Annotated in this window: 17 protein-coding genes and 1 pseudogene; 10 read left to right on the forward strand and 8 right to left on the reverse strand. The window is 70.4% G+C overall.

Annotated elements, in window-relative coordinates:
• Positions 1–36: 36 nt before the first annotated feature.
• From B7438_RS00135 to B7438_RS00150, 4 genes are read right to left on the reverse strand one after another with little or no spacing between them, the layout of a single operon-like run.
• The gene (locus tag B7438_RS00135; protein ID WP_085367321.1) at positions 37–2067 is read right to left on the reverse strand and encodes a glycoside hydrolase family 2 protein; all 2031 of its coding nucleotides are present in this window, start codon (positions 2065–2067) and stop codon (positions 37–39) included.
• Positions 2068–2104: 37 nt separating this feature from the next.
• Positions 2105–2974, reverse strand: a complete 870-nt coding sequence (locus B7438_RS00140) for a carbohydrate ABC transporter permease (protein ID WP_218775120.1) — start codon at positions 2972–2974, stop codon at positions 2105–2107.
• Positions 2975–2977: 3 nt separating this feature from the next.
• On the reverse strand, positions 2978–3907 hold the full coding sequence (locus B7438_RS00145; RefSeq protein WP_085367322.1) for a carbohydrate ABC transporter permease: 930 nt from the start codon (positions 3905–3907) through the stop codon (positions 2978–2980).
• A gap of 40 nt (positions 3908–3947) precedes the next feature.
• A complete protein-coding gene (locus tag B7438_RS00150) occupies positions 3948–5324 on the reverse strand; it encodes an ABC transporter substrate-binding protein (RefSeq protein WP_085367323.1) in 1377 nt (458 codons plus the stop codon).
• A gap of 93 nt (positions 5325–5417) precedes the next feature.
• On the opposite strand from B7438_RS00150, the gene B7438_RS00155 reads away from it, so the two are divergent.
• Complete coding sequence (locus tag B7438_RS00155; RefSeq protein ID WP_085367324.1) at positions 5418–6443, forward strand: LacI family DNA-binding transcriptional regulator; 1026 nt, start codon at positions 5418–5420, stop codon at positions 6441–6443.
• Positions 6444–6449: 6 nt separating this feature from the next.
• Here B7438_RS00155 and B7438_RS00160 read toward each other — a convergent pair whose 3' ends face one another.
• The gene (locus B7438_RS00160) at positions 6450–7391 is read right to left on the reverse strand and encodes a phosphodiesterase (protein WP_085367325.1); all 942 of its coding nucleotides are present in this window, start codon (positions 7389–7391) and stop codon (positions 6450–6452) included.
• Positions 7392–7559: 168 nt separating this feature from the next.
• On the opposite strand from B7438_RS00160, the pseudogene B7438_RS00165 reads away from it, so the two are divergent.
• The 6 genes and pseudogenes from B7438_RS00165 to B7438_RS00190 form a co-directional block, all read left to right on the forward strand.
• Positions 7560–8258, forward strand: a pseudogene (locus tag B7438_RS00165) (Gfo/Idh/MocA family protein); the annotation flags it as partial.
• A 448-nt stretch (positions 8259–8706) separates the two neighbouring features.
• On the forward strand, positions 8707–9729 hold the full coding sequence (locus B7438_RS00170; RefSeq protein WP_085367326.1) for a Gfo/Idh/MocA family protein: 1023 nt from the start codon (positions 8707–8709) through the stop codon (positions 9727–9729).
• A gap of 92 nt (positions 9730–9821) precedes the next feature.
• Positions 9822–10340 carry a GNAT family N-acetyltransferase gene (locus tag B7438_RS00175; protein ID WP_085367327.1) on the forward strand — a complete coding sequence of 173 codons (519 nt, stop codon included), beginning with the start codon at positions 9822–9824 and terminating at the stop codon, positions 10338–10340.
• A gap of 255 nt (positions 10341–10595) precedes the next feature.
• Positions 10596–11141, forward strand: coding sequence for an NUDIX hydrolase (locus B7438_RS00180; RefSeq protein ID WP_179150687.1), 546 nt, complete (start codon positions 10596–10598; stop codon positions 11139–11141).
• Positions 11142–11198: 57 nt separating this feature from the next.
• A complete protein-coding gene (locus B7438_RS00185; protein ID WP_085367329.1) occupies positions 11199–11849 on the forward strand; it encodes an HAD family hydrolase in 651 nt (216 codons plus the stop codon).
• Positions 11850–11853: 4 nt separating this feature from the next.
• The gene (locus B7438_RS00190) at positions 11854–12582 is read left to right on the forward strand and encodes an SDR family NAD(P)-dependent oxidoreductase (protein ID WP_085367330.1); all 729 of its coding nucleotides are present in this window, start codon (positions 11854–11856) and stop codon (positions 12580–12582) included.
• 62 nt (positions 12583–12644) lie between these two features.
• Here the strand turns inward: B7438_RS00190 and B7438_RS00195 are convergent, their stop codons facing one another.
• Complete coding sequence (locus B7438_RS00195; RefSeq protein ID WP_085367331.1) at positions 12645–13016, reverse strand: cupin domain-containing protein; 372 nt, start codon at positions 13014–13016, stop codon at positions 12645–12647.
• A 96-nt stretch (positions 13017–13112) separates the two neighbouring features.
• On the opposite strand from B7438_RS00195, the gene B7438_RS00200 reads away from it, so the two are divergent.
• The 3 genes from B7438_RS00200 to B7438_RS00210 all read left to right on the forward strand — a co-directional run bounded on the left by B7438_RS00200 (position 13113) and on the right by B7438_RS00210 (position 14120).
• Complete coding sequence (locus B7438_RS00200) at positions 13113–13412, forward strand: hypothetical protein (protein WP_085367332.1); 300 nt, start codon at positions 13113–13115, stop codon at positions 13410–13412.
• A gap of 82 nt (positions 13413–13494) precedes the next feature.
• On the forward strand, positions 13495–13695 hold the full coding sequence (locus B7438_RS00205) for a hypothetical protein (RefSeq protein WP_085367333.1): 201 nt from the start codon (positions 13495–13497) through the stop codon (positions 13693–13695).
• A 182-nt stretch (positions 13696–13877) separates the two neighbouring features.
• On the forward strand, positions 13878–14120 hold the full coding sequence (locus B7438_RS00210) for a hypothetical protein (RefSeq protein WP_085367334.1): 243 nt from the start codon (positions 13878–13880) through the stop codon (positions 14118–14120).
• 42 nt (positions 14121–14162) lie between these two features.
• Here the strand turns inward: B7438_RS00210 and B7438_RS00215 are convergent, their stop codons facing one another.
• Positions 14163–14456, reverse strand: a complete 294-nt coding sequence (locus B7438_RS00215) for a hypothetical protein (protein ID WP_085367335.1) — start codon at positions 14454–14456, stop codon at positions 14163–14165.
• Positions 14457–14548: 92 nt separating this feature from the next.
• A complete protein-coding gene (locus B7438_RS00220) occupies positions 14549–16834 on the reverse strand; it encodes a glycoside hydrolase family 3 C-terminal domain-containing protein (protein WP_085367336.1) in 2286 nt (761 codons plus the stop codon).
• Between the last annotated feature and the right edge of the window lie 13 nt (positions 16835–16847).

The raw sequence follows: 16847 nt of genomic DNA on the forward strand, positions 1-16847 counted from the left end.
CGTTGGCAGGGAGGGCGCGCGCCGTTCGGCCGCCGCTCAGCCCTGACGGGCCCCGCGGCGGTTCGGTCGCTCGATGACGGCCGCGTCCACGAAGGTGCGCGCGACGCACCGGCCGTCGGCCTCGAGCCAGAGGTGCAGCCGTGCAGCGCCGGGCGGCGGCGGCACGGTGAGGGTGACCGGCTCTGTCACCGCGAACGGTGCGGCGGAGACGTCCGCCCGCGCATCCGGTGCTTCATCGGCGGTGGGCAGCGGCGAACCGGCTGCCGACCAGGCGGCGTGCAGGATGCCGTCGACCGGGGCGTCCCCGTGGTGCGAGACCCGCACATCCACCCCGAGCGGGCTCGTGGGGATCGGGATGTCCGCCCCGGCCCTCTGCGGCACGATGTCGACGACGAGGACGGTCTCGGCGTTGCTGTCCGCCGGGTTCAGCCCTCCCCAGTCCTTCCTGCGCCGATCGGCGTCGAGCAGTCCTGCCATCTCGTGCTCCACATCCGTGAGCTCGGTGTAAACGTAGCCGGCGAAACGGTCGTGGCGGCGGATCTCCTGTGTCTGCCAGCGCACGTGCCAGGCCCGCTCCAGACTGGTGAACCCCGCCCCGAACTCGCTGTTCAGGATGGGCACCCCCGTGCGCGGGAAGTCGGCGGAGCCGTAGAAGGACTTGTCGACGACGAAGTCCGGACCGAGCTTCACCTCGAACGACTCCTTCTCTCCGGAGGCGAGGGCAGCGACGTTCGCCGCCCACGCCGCAGGGTCCTCGTCGTAGTAGTGCCAGTCCACCAGGTCGCTGCGCACGTGCGCCCAGCCCGAGTTCTCGACGATGGGACGCGAGTCGTCCAGGGCGCGCATCGTGTCGTACGCGTGCACGGCGGCCTCCGCACGCTCCTGGCTGCCCGGGATGTCCCAGTCGAGCCCCCACTCCTCGTTGTAGAGACCCCAGACGACGATCGACGGGTGGTTGCCGTCGCGGCGCACCAGCTCGGGGAGCTGCTCCTCGAACGCGGCCGCGGCGTCCGGGGTGAACCGGCTGGGGCAGGCTGGCTCCGCCCAGACCAGCATCCCCATCCGGTCAGCAGCGTGCAGCCAGCGCGGCTCCTCGAACTTGAGGTGCTTGCGCACCAGGTTGAAGCCCAGCTCCTCCGCCAGGTCGAGATCCCGGACCAGGGAGGCGTCGTCCGGGGCGGTGAGGCCGGAGTCCGGCCAGTAGCCCTGGTCGAGCACGCCCCGGAGGTACAGCCGACGGCCGTTGAGGAACAGCTGCTCGCCGCGCACCTCGATGCTGCGCAGACCGGCCGTCGCCACGACGCGGTCGGCGGCCTCCCCGTCGCCCACGCGGAACTCGATGGCGTAGAGGTGCGGGTCGGCCGGACTCCACAGCCGGGGCGCATCCACAGTCACGGTGCCGTCGAACCGGCCGTGCGCGTCGGCCGCGATGGTCGTCTCGCGGCCGTCGACGGTCACGACGACCGCAGCGCCGGCCGGGGCGTCGCCGATCACCCGGCCGGAGACGGCGAATCCGGTGAGCGAGTCACCGCGAACCGCCGCGGACTCCACGTAGCTGCGGCCGCGCGCCTCCAGCCAGACCGACTGCCAGATGCCGGACGTCGGCGTGAAGGAGACCCCGTCGTAGTCGTCGCGCGGGATGGAACGCTGCTTGCCGTGCGGGATCTCCCGCTTGTCGGCCGGCGCATCCACCTCCACCACGAGCTCGACCGGCTCCCCCGGCGTCACGAGCTCGGTCACGTCGAACTCGAACGAGGTGTATCCGCCGGTGTGGACCCCGACGACCACTCCGCCGAGCAGCACCCTGGCCACGTGGTGCACGGCGCCGAAGCTCAGGATCACCCGGCGGCCGTCCCACGCGCGCGGCACGGTGACGGAGCGGCGGTACACCGCGCGTTCCAGCCAGGTGCGGCGGACACCGGATGCTGCCGTCTCCCAGGCGAACGGCACCACGATCGTGGTGGGCTCCTCGCCCTCCGGCTCGAACCCCCAGTCGCCGTTGAGGGTGAGCCAGCGCTCTGACCTGTCGAAGTCGGGCCGCGGATACTCGGGCTTCGGGACGGACATGGATGTGATGCCTTTCGTTCGTTCGGCGCGCATGAGGTCAGCCTTTGACGCTGCCGGCGAGGATGCCGTTGATGAAGTGCTTCTGCAGCACGATGAACAGGATGAGCAGGGGGATGAGGGCGACGGAGCTGGCGGCCAGCAGCTCCCCCGTGACCGTCGCGTAGTCTGCGCCCACCTTGTTGCCGGAGATGTTCTGGGCGAGGGTGGACAGCACCACTTGCAGCGTGGCCATCTTGCTGGAGCTCGCGACCACGACCGGCCAGACGAAGTCGTTGTAGATGTTCATGATGGTGAGCACCGCGAGGCCGGCCAGACCCGGCCGGATGACCGGGACGACGATCCGCCAGAAGATGCCGAACTCACCGCAGCCGTCGACCCTGGCCGCGTCGAGCAGCTCGTCCGGCACGGCGGAGATGACCTGGCGCATCCAGAAGATGGCGAAGGCGTCGACGGAACCGGGGAGGATCAGCGCCTGGTAGGTGTTGACCCAGCCGAGCTCCTTCATCTCCAGCAGCAGCGGGATGATGAGCACGATGGTCGGCAGCATCAGCGTGAGCAGCACGGTTCCGAAGATGAGGTTCTTGCCCCGGAAGTCGTACTTGGCGAACGCATACCCGGCCAGCGGGGCGCAGAACAGGGTGATCGCCCCCTTGAACACCAGCACGATGCCGGTGTTCACGAATCCGGATGCGATCGGAACGTCCTGGAACATCCCGCGGAAGTTGTCGAGCGTGAACGTTGTCGGGTCGAAGCCCAGCGGGTCGCGGATGATGTCGCCCGCCGGTTTGAACGCCGAGAGCACGGCCCAGACCACCGGCGCGAGGAACGCGACGGTGAGGATCATCAGGAACACGTTCGACCCGATGAGCGGCCGTCGATGGATGCGGGTCTCTGCTGTGGTGGTCACGGTTCAGTCCTTCGCCCGCAGGAGTCTCACGAACCCGAGCGACAGCGCCATGACGACGATGACGAGCAGGAACGAGTTGGCCGCGCCCGTGCCGAGGTCGGCGCGCGTGATGTGGTTGTAGAGGAACAGTCCCGCCGTGGTGGTGGAGCCGTACGGCCCTCCCTTGGTGACCACGAACGGCTCGGCGAACATCTGGAACACGGCGAGCGTCTGCAGCACGACGGCGAACATGATCGTGCGCCGCAGCAGCGGGACCGTGATGCTCCAGACCTGCCGCACCCGGCCGGCCCCGTCGATCGACGCGGCTTCGTAGATGTTCGCGTCGATCGACTGCAGGCCGGAGAGCAGGATGATGATGATGAACCCGCTGGTCTTCCAGAGGAAGAGCAGCGCCAGCGTCGGCTTGGCCCACTGGCTGGTCACCAGCCAGCCGACGTCCGGGAGCCCGATGAGGTTGAGCACCCCGTTGACCGCCCCGTAGTTCTGGTCGAAGAGCACGATCCAGATCTGCGCGACCGCGACGAGCGGGGTCACGAACGGGACGATGAACGCCACCCGGTAGAAGCCGCGCAGCCGCAGCTTCGCGTTGTCCAGCAGCACGGCCACCACGACGCACAGCACGATCTGGATGGGGACGATCAGCAGCCAGAGGATGCCGGAGTTCGCCAGCGACGACCAGAAGGCGCTGCTGCCGAGGAGGTAGGCGTAGTTGCCGAGGCCGACCCATTCCGCCGCTCCCGCTCCGTGCCAGTTCGTGAAGCTCAGTCGCAACGTGAACACGAGCGGATAGATGCTGAACGCGAGGAAGATCGCGACGAACGGCAGCACGAACAGGTAGGGCGCGAACGCTCTGCGGAACGCGTATCCCCTGCTCCCCCTCGCCGCGCGGGGCGGAGAGGGGGGCGCGGTCTGCGCGGCGGTCGTTGTGGTCACGGGTGTTCCTCGGTTCGGCGGTCGGGTCGGCCTGGCAGCACTACTGGCGGTCGATCAGGTTGGTCTGGATGTCCTTCGAGGACTGTTCGATGACCTGATCGGGCGTGAGCGAGCCGTCCAGCATCTTCTGGATGTCGTTGCCCAGGTAGTCGACAGCTCCGGCCCACCAGGTCGGCAGCGGTGCGCCGCCGGGGATCTCCTTGCCTGCTTCGATCGCGGTCGACCAGAGATCCTGGTTGCCCATCGCCTCGATCGGCTTGAACAGCGGCTTGTCCGGGTTCGCGGCGGGCTGGTACGCGGGGATGGACGTGTTCAGCCCGCCAGGGTAGACGTCGTTCGGGCCGTAGACCGCGGTGTATCCGGCCTCGTCGTACATCAGGAACTTGTAGAAGAGCCAGGCCAGCTGCGAGTTCTTGCCCTCCTTCGGGAGCACGAACGACGATCCGCCCATCGCGCCGCTGCGCGCGCCGCCGTCCTTCCACGCCGGGAGCGGCATCGCGCGCCAGTCGCCCTTCGTGGCCGTGAGCTGCTGCTGCGGCGCGAAGTCGAACCAGATCGACCACGGGTAGAAGACCTCGTCACCGGAGTCGAGCGCTCCGATGTCGCTCGGGCTGAGGTATTCGGCGCGGGTGCCGACGCCCTGCTTCTGCACCTCGTCGAGCCAGCCGAGGATCTGCTTGTACTCCGGGGAGTCGAGCCGCAGCTTCCCGTCCGCGTCCGCCAGGCTCGTGCCCAGCTGGCTGGCGTACATCTCGAGCTGCAGCTGTCCGAGGAAGGCGCTCTGCTCCAGGTGGATGGGCTTCGACCCCGGCTTGTACGCCTGGTACTTCTTGCCGGCGGCGAGGAGGTCGTCGTAGGTCTTGATCGAGTCCGGGTCGATCCCGGCGGCGGCCACGGCCTTCGCGTTGTAGAACAGCAGCCCGGGATCGAGGTCGAACGGGACGCCGTAGATGCCGCCCTTGACCGTGTTGACGTCGACCTTCTGCTGCGCGATGTCCTTGGTGTACGGGGCGAGCACATCCTTGAGGTTCCAGAGGTATTCGGCGTAGCCGCCGACCTTCGCGTCGTCGAGGAAGACGCCGTCCGGCACGTCGGTGCCGGTGATGAGGGTGTTCTGCAGCTTGGCGTCGATGTCGACGGCCTCGTGCTTGACCGTGATGTCCGGGTAGACCTTGTTGAAGTCGGCGATGGCCGCGTCGAAGACCTTGAACAGGTCGCCGGAGCGATCCCAGATGGTGATCTCGCCCTTCGGGGACTTCTCGGTCGGCGCTTTCAGCACCGTGCTCGATGTCGTGGGGTCGGCCGAGCCGATCTCCGGCCCGCAGCCGGACAGGCCGACGGCGATGAGACCGGCTGCTCCGATGGCGACGATCCGCGTGATCGCGGCCTTCCGCCGTCGCGGGGTTGTGAGCTTCATGACACTCCTTCGTGCGGTCGTTTGCCAACGTATGCAAAACCGTACCCGATGTTTGCTATCGTTGCAAACGTCGGTTGGTCGAGAGGAGAGAGCATGGCGGCAACGCTCCGGGATGTGGCAGAGCACGCGAACGTGTCCGTGCGCACCGTCTCCAACGTGGTGAGTGGATACGAGCACGTGAGCTCCAAGATGCGCGCACGCGTCGAACAGGCCATCGACGAGCTCGGCTACCGGCCCAACCCCGTCGCCCGCACCCTGCGCACCGGTCGCACCGGCTTGCTCGCCCTGGTCGTCCCCGAGATCGACGTGCCGTACTTCAGCGAGCTCGCGCGCGACGTCATCACCGCGGCGGCCGAGGTCGGCTATCAGGTGATGATCGACCAGACCGGCCACGACCACGAGCGCGAGCAGGACCTCCTCCGCGGGACAGACCGCAACATGCTCTTCGACGGGATGCTCTTCGCCCCGCTCGCCACGGAAGCCGAGCTCAGCGGCGTCACCGAGTCCCAGACCATGCCGCTCGTGCTCCTGGGCGAGCACACCTTCGACGGCCGGTTCGACCACGTCGCCATCGACAACGTGCAGGCGGCCGCGGACGCGACCGACCACCTGATCGCCATCGGCCGCACCCGCATCGCCGCCATCGGCGCGCAGCCGAAGGAGCACTACACCACCCCGCTGCAGCGCACGGAGGGGTACACCACGGCCCTCGAACGCGCCGGCCTCGGCCCGGAGCCGTCCCTCATCCGGTCGGCCGACCACTACAGCCGCGCCGACGGATACGCCGCGGCGTCGTCGCTGCTCACCGAGTCCCCTCGGCCGGATGCGATCTTCTGCTACTCCGACCTGCTCGCGATGGGCGCGGCCCGCGCCGTGTTCGACGCCGGACTGCAGGTGCCGGACGACGTCGCCATCATCGGCATCGACGACATCGAGGAGGGCCGGTACGCGCGCCCGTCCCTCAGCACCGTCTCACTGGACACGCCGTTCATCGCCGAACAGGCGATCGCACGCATCGCCGCCAGGATCGACGACCCGAGGCTGCCTGCTCAGGAGATCGTCGCTCCGCACCTGCTGCTGCCGCGCGAGAGCACAGGGGCGGCGTCCGTCACGCCATGACGTCCGTCACGCCATGACCTGGATCGGGGTGGTGGGCGACGGGTCGTGCCTGCCGCCCGCATCCACTCGCCGGGGCGGGATGCGGATGCCGTCGGCGGCGAGGCGGCGGGCGCTCTCGTCCGGGTCGATGTAGTCGAGCGCCGGGGAGGCGCCGAGCGGCACCACGGAGTGCAGCACCGTCGTCGGGTACACGTGCACGAGGTTGAAGGCGCGGAAGCCGTCGCGCCCGCGGGTACCTCCGACCGGCACGTTGAGGTCTTGCGTGTAGCAGCTGGCCGACGCGACGGAGACCGGGATGCCCGCGAAGGTCGCCATCGACGAGTAGTGCAGGTGACCGGCCAGGATGCTGCGGACATCGCTGCCGTCGAGCACCTCGGCGAGGCCGGACTGGTCGCGCAGCTCGACGGACACGGCCAGGTCGAGCACGCTCGGGACCGGCGGGTGATGCATGGCCAGGATCGTGCCCTCCGGTGCGGGCGAGGCGAGCTCGGCGGCGAGCCAGTCGAGCTGCGCATCCGTGACCTCGCCGTAGTGGTGGCCGGGCACGCTCGAGTCGAGGGCGATCACCCGGAGGCCGCCGAACCAGAACACGTCGTCGATCGGCTCGGCAGCGGGGAGCTCGTCGCGCAGCCCGAAGCGGAACGCGTCGCGCTCGTCGTGGTTGCCCATCACCCAGACAACGCGGGCACCCAGGCGCTCCGCGACCGGGTCGACGATCGCGCGGACCTCCGCGTACGCATCCGGTTGTCCCCTGTCGGCGATGTCGCCCGTGAACACGATGGCCTCCGGCCTGCCGCCGGACGCTTCGAGGTCGGCCAGGAGGCTGCGGAGGTGGTGCGCGCTGTCGACGGAGCCGTAAAGCTTCTCACCTCCCGCCAGGAGGTGAGTGTCGCTGATGTGCACGAGGAAGTGGTCCGGCCGCGGGTATTCCGCGATTCGCGTCTTCACACGCCCATCCCACCACCGCAGTCTGAACGCTCCGTGAACGAACGCGGCGCGCCGCGACCCCCGCGCGACTTTCGCCCAGTGTGCGGCAAAAGTTGACGACCGCCGGGCGGAACTGGCTAGGCTGGACGCGTTCGCGCGCAACGAATACAGGCAGGGAGGCCTACTGCAATGCCCCAACCCCTCACCGTCGCCGCGATCGGCTTCTGGCATGTGCATGCCGGAGACTACGCGAAAGCCGCGCAACAGCATCCGGACACCAGACTCGTCGCCGTCTGGGACGACGACGAAGAACGCGGCCGCGCCGCAGCGGAAGCCTTCGGGGTGGAGTTCGTCCCCGACCTCGACGAGCTGCTCGCCCGCGACACTCTGGATGCGGTGACCATCACCACCTCCACCGACCAGCACCACGACGTGATCCTGCGATCCATCGCTGCGGGCAAGCACGTCTTCACCGAGAAGGTGCTCGCGCCCACCGCCGACGAGGCGGAAGACATCGTCGCCGCGGCGGCGTCCGCCGGTGTGGCGCTCGTCGTCTCGCTGCCCCGCCTCTACGACGGGTACACGCAGGCGTTCCGGCAGCTCATCGACTCCGGCGAGCTCGGCACGCTGACGTACTCGCGCGTGCGGCTCGCCCACGACGGCTGGGTGGCCGGCTGGCTGCCCGACCGGTTCGGCAACCCGGAGGAGGCGATCGGTGGCGCGCTGACCGATCTCGGCTGCCACCCCGCCTACCTGACGCGGCTGTTCCACCGGGCCGAACCGCTCGCGGTCAGCGCGGTCTACGGGTCGGTCACCGGGCATCCGGTGGAGGACAACGCGGTCGTGACGGCGGAGTTCCCCGGCGGAGCGCTCGGCGTTTTCGAGGCGAGCGTCGCCTCTGCACCCGGCCAGTTCACGATCGAGCTGCGCGGCACGGAAGGCGTGGCCGTCTACGGCTTCGGCGGCCCGACGCTGCTGGTCGGCGGCGGCGAGCACGGCGACGAGTGGCGCGAGCTGCCTCCCGGATGCGCTCGACGGCGCGTTCGCGGAGTGGGTCGACCGCATCCACTCCGGCACGACGGCCGACGCGAACCTGGACCACGCGCTGGCGCTCACCAGGATGGTCGTCGCGGCGAACGCGTCGGCGGCGAGCGGGGCTGCTGTGCCGGTCGCGGCTGCGCGCGCGGTCGTGTAGCCGGGGCTGTTCCTTCGTCGGCGCGTCGGGCGCTGGCGCGTCGCGCGCTCACGTTCCGGGCACTCACGCTTCGCGCATCCACTGGTCGCCGGGCAGTCCAGCGACCCCTTCTCCTCCGCTTCACCCATCAGAAAGACACTCATGACTTCCAGCAATGCATCCACCGTCCGCATCGGCCTGATCGGGGCGGGCGGCATCGCCGGCGCCCACGTCGCCGGGTACGCCCTCAACCCGGACACGATCACATTCGCCGCGGTCGCCGACCCGGTGCGCGCCTCCGCCGAGGCTCGCGCAGGCGACACCGGCGCCGTCATCTACGCCGACTACCGCGACATGCTCGCCGAGGCCGACATCGACGCCGTCGACATCTGCCTGCCGCACCACCTGCACAAGGACGCGATCGTCGCGGCCGCCCGCGCCGGCAAGCACATCCTGTGCGAGAAGCCGCTCTGCCTCACGCCGGAGGAGGCCCGAGAGGTCTCCGCAGCCGTCGAAGAGGCGGGGGTGACGCTGATGTGCGCCCACAACCAGCTGTTCCTGCCCGCGGTGGCGGCGGCGAAGGAGCTGATCGAGTCCGGCACGCTCGGCACCGTCTACGAGGTGCGCACGACCGACAGCTTCTACAACGACTTCGACCCGTCCACGATGGGCTGGCGTGCCAACGCGGCCACGAGCGGCGGCGGCGAACTGATCGACACCGGATACCACCCCAGCTACCTGCTGCTGCACCTCGCCGGCGGCTCCCCGGTGGAGGTGACGGCGATGCTCGCCACCCACCGTCTCACCTTCATGGAGGGCGAGGACTCGGCCACGGTGGTGGTGCGCTTCGACAACGGCGTGATCGGCACGGTCGTGACCAGCTGGGCGTACGACGCCGCCGACAGCACCGAGCGCTTCTCGACGGTCGGCTCGCTCGGCAGCCTGACCAGCGACGGCACCACCCTCAGCTACCGCCTGCGCGGCAGCGAGCCGGTGGTCCTCGACCTGGAGCCCGTCGACCAGTTCGGCGAGGAGCTCGGGCACTTCGCGCGCAGCATCCTCGACGGCACCCGCCCCATCCACACCCAGAAGGAGGGCATCGAGGTGCTCGGCATCATCCTGGGCGCATACGACTCCGCGCGCACCCGCGCGGTCGCCGCCGTCCCCAGCCTCGCCGCGGTGTAGGGCCGGCGTCGCTGGCGAGATGCCAGTAACTGCGGCGCATCCCGGGCGTTTCGCGACAGTTACTGGCATCTCGCCGTGGGTAGCGTGGGGGGATGGATGCGTTTCCGCGGCGGGTCGAGGCTGGGGTGAGCGGCCTGGTGTTGCGGAGGCTCGAGGCGGCGGACTGGCGGATCGAGTTGGAGCTGGCCCGGGTGCCGGATGTGCCCACCTGGACGATGTACGCGGCCGACATGACGGAGGAGCAGGCGAAGGAGCGCGCCACGCGGAACGTGGCCCGGGCGGACACGGGGTCGGGCATCCGGTACGTGGTCGAGGAGCACGGGGTGCCGGTCGGCACCGCCGGCTTCGGCCGCGGCGAGGACGGGTTCGAGGTGTTCTACGCGCTCACGCCGGAAGGCCGGGGCCGCGGGCTGGTGACGGCCTCGGTGAACTCGCTGGTCGCGTGGCTCGACGCCCAGGGCGTGCCCGAGGTCTGGCTGAGCACCCTCGACGGCAACGCTGCAAGCGAGGCCGTCGCGACCCGCTGCGGTTTCGTGCCGACACGCTCCGGCACCCACATCGACGGCCGCCCCCTCACGGTCTGGCGGCGTCTGGCCGCGAGATGCCAGTAACTGTGGCGCATCCCGGGCGTTTCGCGACAGTTACTGGCATCTCGGGGTGGAGTCAACCCGGTGGTCGGGATGGGCGGGGTGCGTACTGTGCTCGGAGGCGTCGTCCGAACGCCGCACTCCGCCGCCCCGTGGCTTTCAAACCCCCGCCGCTTTGGGCGGCGGAGCTGTGTCCGCCGGGCGCGCAGAGCGCTATCCGCCGCGTGCTCGGAGCGCTACCCTCGTAGGAACCGAGACCCGCCGCCACCGAGGAGGACCGTGGACCGCGAGACCGCCAGCGAGTTCTTCACGACAGCGCCGCAGTGGTTCGGGCGGCCGGAGCGGACGCTTTTCGCGTCGGTGGCCGAACGCATCCACGGGGGCGAGGAGCTGCTGTTCAAGGGCGGCCCGGCGCACGTCACGGCGAGCTGCGTCGTGTTCGATCCCTCGCGAACGCGGGTGCTGCTCGCGTTCCACCGCAAAGGGCGGTTCTGGGTACAGTTCGGCGGCCACCTCGAACCGGGCGACACGGACATGGCCGCCGCTGCGGCGCGCGAAGTGACGGAGGAGAGCGGGCTCGAGTCGTTCCGGATGCTGTCCACCGAGGCCATCGACCTGCAAGCGCAGCAGCTGGGCGAACGGTTCGGCGGCTGCGACATCCACCTCGACCTGCTGTTCGCCGCCGAGGCGCCACGGGATGCGGTGCCCAGCGCCAACGAGGAGAGCGACGCTGTCGAGTGGTTCGACCTCGACGCACTGCCCGTCGACGCCGTCCGTGGGCTGTCGAAACGGCTGCGCACCGCCAGGGAGCGTCTGGCCGCCTGACCCGGCGCTCCGAGCCGCGCCCCTTGCCTCCCCGCGCTCAGCGAGTAGACAGGAAGCATGACGGTCACCGCTGTGCTCTTCGACGTCGACGGAACGCTCGTCGACTCCAACTTCCTGCACGTCGACGCCTGGCAGCGCGCGCTCGCCGAGCTGGGCTCCCCGACCGACGCGTGGCGCATCCACCGTGCGATCGGCCAGGACTCCGACCGGCTGCTGCGCGCGGTCGCCGGCGACCACGACGACGAGTGGATGAGCAGAGCCTCCGACCTGCACTCCCGCTACTACCGCGAGCTCGCGCCGCGGCTGCGCGCCTTCGACCAGGTGCCCGAGCTGCTGCGCGCCATCGCGTCCCGCGGCATCGCCGTGGTGCTGGCCACCTCGGCGCCGGACGACGAGCTCGACCTGCTGCTCGACGCCATCGACGCTCCGGATGCGATCCACGCCACCACCTCCGCCGACGACGTCGAGACGGCCAAGCCGGACCCCGGCATCCTGAACGTGGCGCTCGAACGGGCGGGCGCGACGCCGTCCGACGCGATCATGGTCGGCGACTCCGTCTGGGATCTGAAGGCGGCGGCGCGGGCGCACCTGCGCTCGGTCGGGGTGCTCAGCGGCGGTGTCGGCGAGCGCGAGCTGACCGACGCCGGGGCGTTCGCGGTGTTCGAGGATCCGGCGCAGCTGCTGAAGAACCTGGACGCCATAGTCTGAGGTCATGCCTCTCACCATCGTCACAGGTGCAGGCCGCGGCATCGGGGCGGCGATCAGCCGCCGTCTCGCCGCGGACGGTCACGACATCGTCGTCTGCTATCGCACAGACGTGGAATCCGCGGAAGCGGTCGCGGCCGACGTGCGCGCAGCGGGCAGGCGCGCGATCGTCTGCGCCGTCGACACCACCGACGAAGCCCAGGTCGAGGCCGTGTTCGCGGCGGCGGCCGAACTGGGCCCGGTGACGGGACTGGTCAACAACGCGGGGTCGGCCAGCGCGTTCGGCCCGCTCGCCGAGGCCGACATCGCGGCCGTGCGCCGCGACATCGACGTCGACCTGGTGGGCGTACTGATCTGCGCGAAGCACGCCGTGCGCGCTATGAGCGCTCCCGGCGCGAGCGGCGGCGCCATCGTCAACATCTCCTCCGCGTCCGCCTACCTCGGCAGCCCCGGCCGCTACGTGCACTACGCGGCGGCGAAGGCGGCAGTGGATGCGGTCACCGTCGGCCTCTCGAAGGAGGTCGCCGCGCTCGGCATCCGCGTCAACGGCGTCGCCCCCGGCACGATCTGGACCGACTTCCATCCCGAGCCCGACCGCCCGGACATCGTGGCGCCGACGGTCCCGCTCGGTCGCGGAGGGCAGCCGGAAGAGATCGCGGGTGCCGTGGCCTGGCTGCTGTCGCCGGATGCGTCCTACGCGACCGGCACGACCATCCGGGTGACCGGCGGCCTCTAGCCGCGGCGCGGCCCGGGCTGCGCATCCGGCGTCTGCGCATCCGGCGTCTGCGCATCCGGCGTCTACGCGTCCGGCAGTTCGCGCAGCTGGCTCGTCCGCTCGCCGCCCACATCCCCGGTGTTGACCGTGCCCTTCGGCTCGAACAGCACGGCCCGCACCTCTTCCTCGGCGAGCGGGCAGTGCTCGACCCCGCGCGGCACGACGAACACGTCGTTCGGGCCGAGGTGCACATCCCCGTCGCGCAGCTGGATGGTGAGCCGCCCGGACAGCACCAGGAACAGCTCGTCGGTCTCCGGATGCGTGTGCCAGACGAACTCGCCGAGCAGCTTCACGACCTTCACGTCGTAGTCGTTGACGCTCGTCAGGCGGTGCGGTTGCCAGTGCTCGGCGATGGAGGCGATGGCGTCGTCGAGGTTGTGCACGGAGTCGCTCATGGGTCCAACCTAGGTCCGCGGCAGGAAAATGGTTGCGCAGTGGGCCGCGCGGGCGTTGGATGCTGCCTAACGAGCATCCGACGAGAGGGGCACGCTATGTCCGCCAGCGAACTCGAAATGTCCAGTGTGCGATTCCCGTATCGCAGCCGCATCTTCCACGTCGAGAAGCAGGCCCCCGGCCGCTGGGTGGTGCTGGACGAGTCCCACGCCGAGCTGGGCGTGCTGGTGCGGGTCGCCAGGGAGGGCGAGGAGCACGAGCCGGTGTTCGGCGCCATCCCGCCTGGGCACGTGGAGACGCTGCACGAGGGATCCGACTGGAAGATGCTGGTCGCGTCGCTCATCAACGAGGCGCTGGAGCCGGCGCCGGGCGCCACCGGCAACCAGGGCGAGGCCTGATCCGGCGCTCCTCCCGCTCATCCCCAGCGACCGGATGCGCGCGCCCCGGCCCTGCGGAGCAGTCCTGGCTTACGATACGAGCGTGAAGGCGACGTTGCGCACGACCCTCGGCTGGCTCGCCGCGGTGCTCATCAACGTCGGCGTCGTCGCGTTCGCCCTCGGCCTGCTGCTTCCGCGCGTCGGCGGCACAGCGCCCGTGCTGGTCACCGGGATCGCCCTCCTCATCGTCGGCGTGGCCGTCGGCGCCGCGTGGATGTTCGTGTCCCGCCAGCCCCCTCGCTGAGTTTTTCGCACGTCTCGCGTCAGGATCCAGGCAGTTCGCCGTCTCCTCTCGTGAGAGACATCCCATCGCGCGAGGTGCTCGCCTCTGCGGTCTCTCGGACGCCCGAACCGGGTGACGGCGTCCCCCGTGGGTGGGGCCGGTCGGGCCCCACCCACGACTGCGACCACTGAGGGAGGCCGACCGTGACCGACCGCGGAATGCGTTTCCGCGCACGAAGCGACGCGCTGACGGGCTATCTCGCCAGCTTCCTGCTCGTGCTGTTCTCCGCTGCGTTCGTCGTCGCGGCGTCACGCGGCACGTTCGCCGCCGACACCGGGCTGAGCCGGACGGCGGTGGGGCTGCTCGTCGCCGGTGCCGTCTGTGCCGCTGCGCTCGGTGTCGCCGGCGCGGTGTGCATCCACCGCTGGACACGACTGCCCCGCTGACCCTGTCGGGGGCCAGCGGGGCTTCCACGTCGATCGGGACGGCTAGTCAGGAGCCTCCGTGGTGTCGACGAGGTCGGGGTTGGACGGGTTCTGCGCCGGGTCGAGCTCGGCGGGCGGCGGCTCCGCACCCTCCGCGCCGGTGGAGGCGGCGTCGCCCGTGGTCAGGTCCGGCTCGGCCTGAGCGCCGGTGTCCGCATCCGGTGCGTCGGCGGTCTCCGCAGGCTCGGCCGACCGCGCGTCGCGAGCTGCGCCGTCACCGCCCTCGAAACGCGTCGGGTCATCCTCCGCAGGCACGCCCTCGCTCGTGGTGTTCGGCAGTCCGCTGGTGTCGCTCATCCGATGCTCCTCTCGCTCCGGTTCAGCCCCAGCAAACGCCGAACCCCCTCGCTCTCGCAAGGGGGTTCAGGCCGGTCCGGCAGCGGTGTACGTTACGCGGGCACGCTCGCCGGGGCGTTCGCTGCGGCCGCCGTCGCCGCGTTCGCCGCCGCCACCAGCTGGTGGATCTGCTCGGCCGTGACCGGGCTGCCGGGGAACGCGGCCACCCGGTTGAGCGGCATCGACTCCGCCATGCGGCGCAGGCCAGGATCGTCGAGCATCCCCGCGACGGCTCCGCCCCCGGACTGCGCGAGCGCGCCCATCAGGACCTGCCCGCCGACCGGATGCGCCAGCCACTCGCCCAGCGTCGAGTCGAAGGCCAGCAGCGGCAGCCCGGCGTCGCCCGCCAGTGCCACAGTCGCGCTGCCGCGCAGGTCGCGCGACGACGCACCGACCGTCACCTCGTACTCGCCGCCCTCGACCACCCAGCGCTCCTGCGCCGTGTCGTAGACGGCCAGATCCTCGCTCGGGATGCGCACGGTCACGCGCTCGGACGCGCCCGCCGCCACCGCCACGTTCGCGAAGCCCTTGAGCTCGCGCACCGGGCGCTGCACCGACGAGCCCGGCACGGACACGTAGACCTGCACGATCTCGCGACCGTCCCGCTCCCCCGTATTCGCGACGTCCAGCGATACCTCGATGCCGTCGGCGTCGCCGGAGACGGCGAGACCGGAGAACGCGAACTCCGTGTACGAGAGGCCGTGGCCGAACGGGAAGCTGACCTCCGCATCCCGCGCGTCGAAGTCGCGGTAGCCGACGAACAGGCCCTCGCCGTAGCGGACGTGCCCCTTCTCGCCGGGGAAGTTGAGGTACGAGGCCGTGTCCTCCAGCCGCAGCGGGATGCTCTCCGCCAGACGCCCGGACGGGTTGACCACGCCGAACAGCACGTCGGCGATGGCGCCGCCGCCCGCCTGTCCGAGCAGCCAGCCCTCGACGATCGCCGCAACCCTGTCCGCCCATCCGGAGACGCGGACGACGCCACCGTTGGAGAGGACCACCGTGACGCGCGCGCCGGTCGCGATGACCGCATCCAGGAGGGCGGTCTGCGCTGCCGGAAGTTCGAGGTGCTCGCGGTCGAAGCCCTCCGACTCGTCCTCGCCCGGCAGACCGAGGAAGACCAGCACGTCGTCTGCCGCCTGTGCGGCGGCGACGGCCTCGGCGGTGAGAGCAGCGGCGTCGGAGTCGGCGTCGCCCAACGTGTAACCGGCTGAGAAGGTCACAGCGCTCTCGCCCGCCAGCGCGCGGATCTCGTCGAGTGCGTTGTCGAGCCTGGTGGGCACGATCTGCGACGAACCGGCGCCCTGGTAGCGCGGAGTGCGCGCGAACTCGCCGATCACGGCGATGCTGCGGCCGGATGCGGATGCGAGCGGGAGCACCCCGTCGTTCTTCAGGAGCACCACGCTGCGGGCGGCCACCTCGCGGGCGAGCGCGTGGTGCGCATCCCGGTCGTACGTCGCGGACGCGTCTGCGTTGTCGACGGCCTTCTGCACGAGGTCGATCACGCGCTCGGCGGCGGTGTCGAGCACCGACTCCTCCAGGGAGCCGTCCCGCACGGCGGCGACGAGCTGCGCGTCTGTGACGCCGTCGCTCGACGGCATCTCCAGGTCGAGGCCGGCGACCAGCGCATCCACCCGGTTGTTGACGGCGCCCCAGTCGGAGACGACGACGCCGTCGAAGCCCCACTCGTCGCGGAGCACGCGCGTGAGCAGCCACGGGTCCTCGCTGGCGTAGACGCCGTTGATGCGGTTGTACGAGCACATCACGGTCCACGGGGCCGCGTGCTGCACGACGTGCTGGAAGCCGCGGAGGTAGATCTCGCGCAGCGGGCGCTCGTCCACGTCGGCGCTCACGCGCAGCCGGTCGGTCTCCTGGTTGTTGGCGGCGAAGTGCTTCAGCGAGGCGCCGACGCCCTGCGACTGCAGGCCGCGGACCAGGGATGCGCCGAGCCGCCCGCTCAGGATGGGGTCTTCCGACAGGTACTCGAAGTTGCGGCCGCAGAGAGGAGACCGCTTGATGTTGATGCCGGGGCCGAGCAGCACGCCGACACCCTCCGCCTTCGCTTCCTCGCCGAGGGCGGCGCCGACGCGCTCGAGCAGTTCGGCGTCCCACGACGAGCCGAGGGCGACGGCGGGCGGGAAGCAGGTGGCCGGGACGCTGTCGCCGATGCCGAGGTGGTCCCCTCCCTGGGCCTGCTTGCGCACACCGTGCGGACCGTCGGTGAGGTAGATCGACGGGATGCCCACCCGGTCGATGCCCTCGGTCTCCCAGAAACTCGCGCCGCTCGTCAGCGCAGCCTTCTCTTCGGTGTTCAACGCGGACGCGCGTGCCAGCCGACCCATGATTCTCCTTCGA

Origin of the sequence: Leifsonia sp. NCR5 (assembly GCF_002105485.1) — a bacterium.
In the GTDB taxonomy this organism is placed as follows: domain Bacteria; phylum Actinomycetota; class Actinomycetes; order Actinomycetales; family Microbacteriaceae; genus Leifsonia.

What these genes read in the sequence shown, in the direction of transcription:
- B7438_RS00135 (WP_085367321.1), bottom strand. Translation starts at nt 2,067, where the DNA reads ATGTCCGTCCCGAAGCCCGAGTATCCGCGGCCCGACTTCGACAGGTCA.
- B7438_RS00150 (WP_085367323.1), bottom strand. Translation starts at nt 5,324, where the DNA reads ATGAAGCTCACAACCCCGCGACGGCGGAAGGCCGCGATCACGCGGATC.
- B7438_RS00155 (WP_085367324.1), top strand. Translation starts at nt 5,418, where the DNA reads ATGGCGGCAACGCTCCGGGATGTGGCAGAGCACGCGAACGTGTCCGTG.
- B7438_RS00170 (WP_085367326.1), top strand. Translation starts at nt 8,707, where the DNA reads ATGACTTCCAGCAATGCATCCACCGTCCGCATCGGCCTGATCGGGGCG.
- B7438_RS00175 (WP_085367327.1), top strand. Translation starts at nt 9,822, where the DNA reads ATGGATGCGTTTCCGCGGCGGGTCGAGGCTGGGGTGAGCGGCCTGGTG.
- B7438_RS00185 (WP_085367329.1), top strand. Translation starts at nt 11,199, where the DNA reads ATGACGGTCACCGCTGTGCTCTTCGACGTCGACGGAACGCTCGTCGAC.
- B7438_RS00190 (WP_085367330.1), top strand. Translation starts at nt 11,854, where the DNA reads ATGCCTCTCACCATCGTCACAGGTGCAGGCCGCGGCATCGGGGCGGCG.
- B7438_RS00195 (WP_085367331.1), bottom strand. Translation starts at nt 13,016, where the DNA reads ATGAGCGACTCCGTGCACAACCTCGACGACGCCATCGCCTCCATCGCC.
- B7438_RS00200 (WP_085367332.1), top strand. Translation starts at nt 13,113, where the DNA reads ATGTCCGCCAGCGAACTCGAAATGTCCAGTGTGCGATTCCCGTATCGC.
- B7438_RS00215 (WP_085367335.1), bottom strand. Translation starts at nt 14,456, where the DNA reads ATGAGCGACACCAGCGGACTGCCGAACACCACGAGCGAGGGCGTGCCT.
- B7438_RS00220 (WP_085367336.1), bottom strand. Translation starts at nt 16,834, where the DNA reads ATGGGTCGGCTGGCACGCGCGTCCGCGTTGAACACCGAAGAGAAGGCT.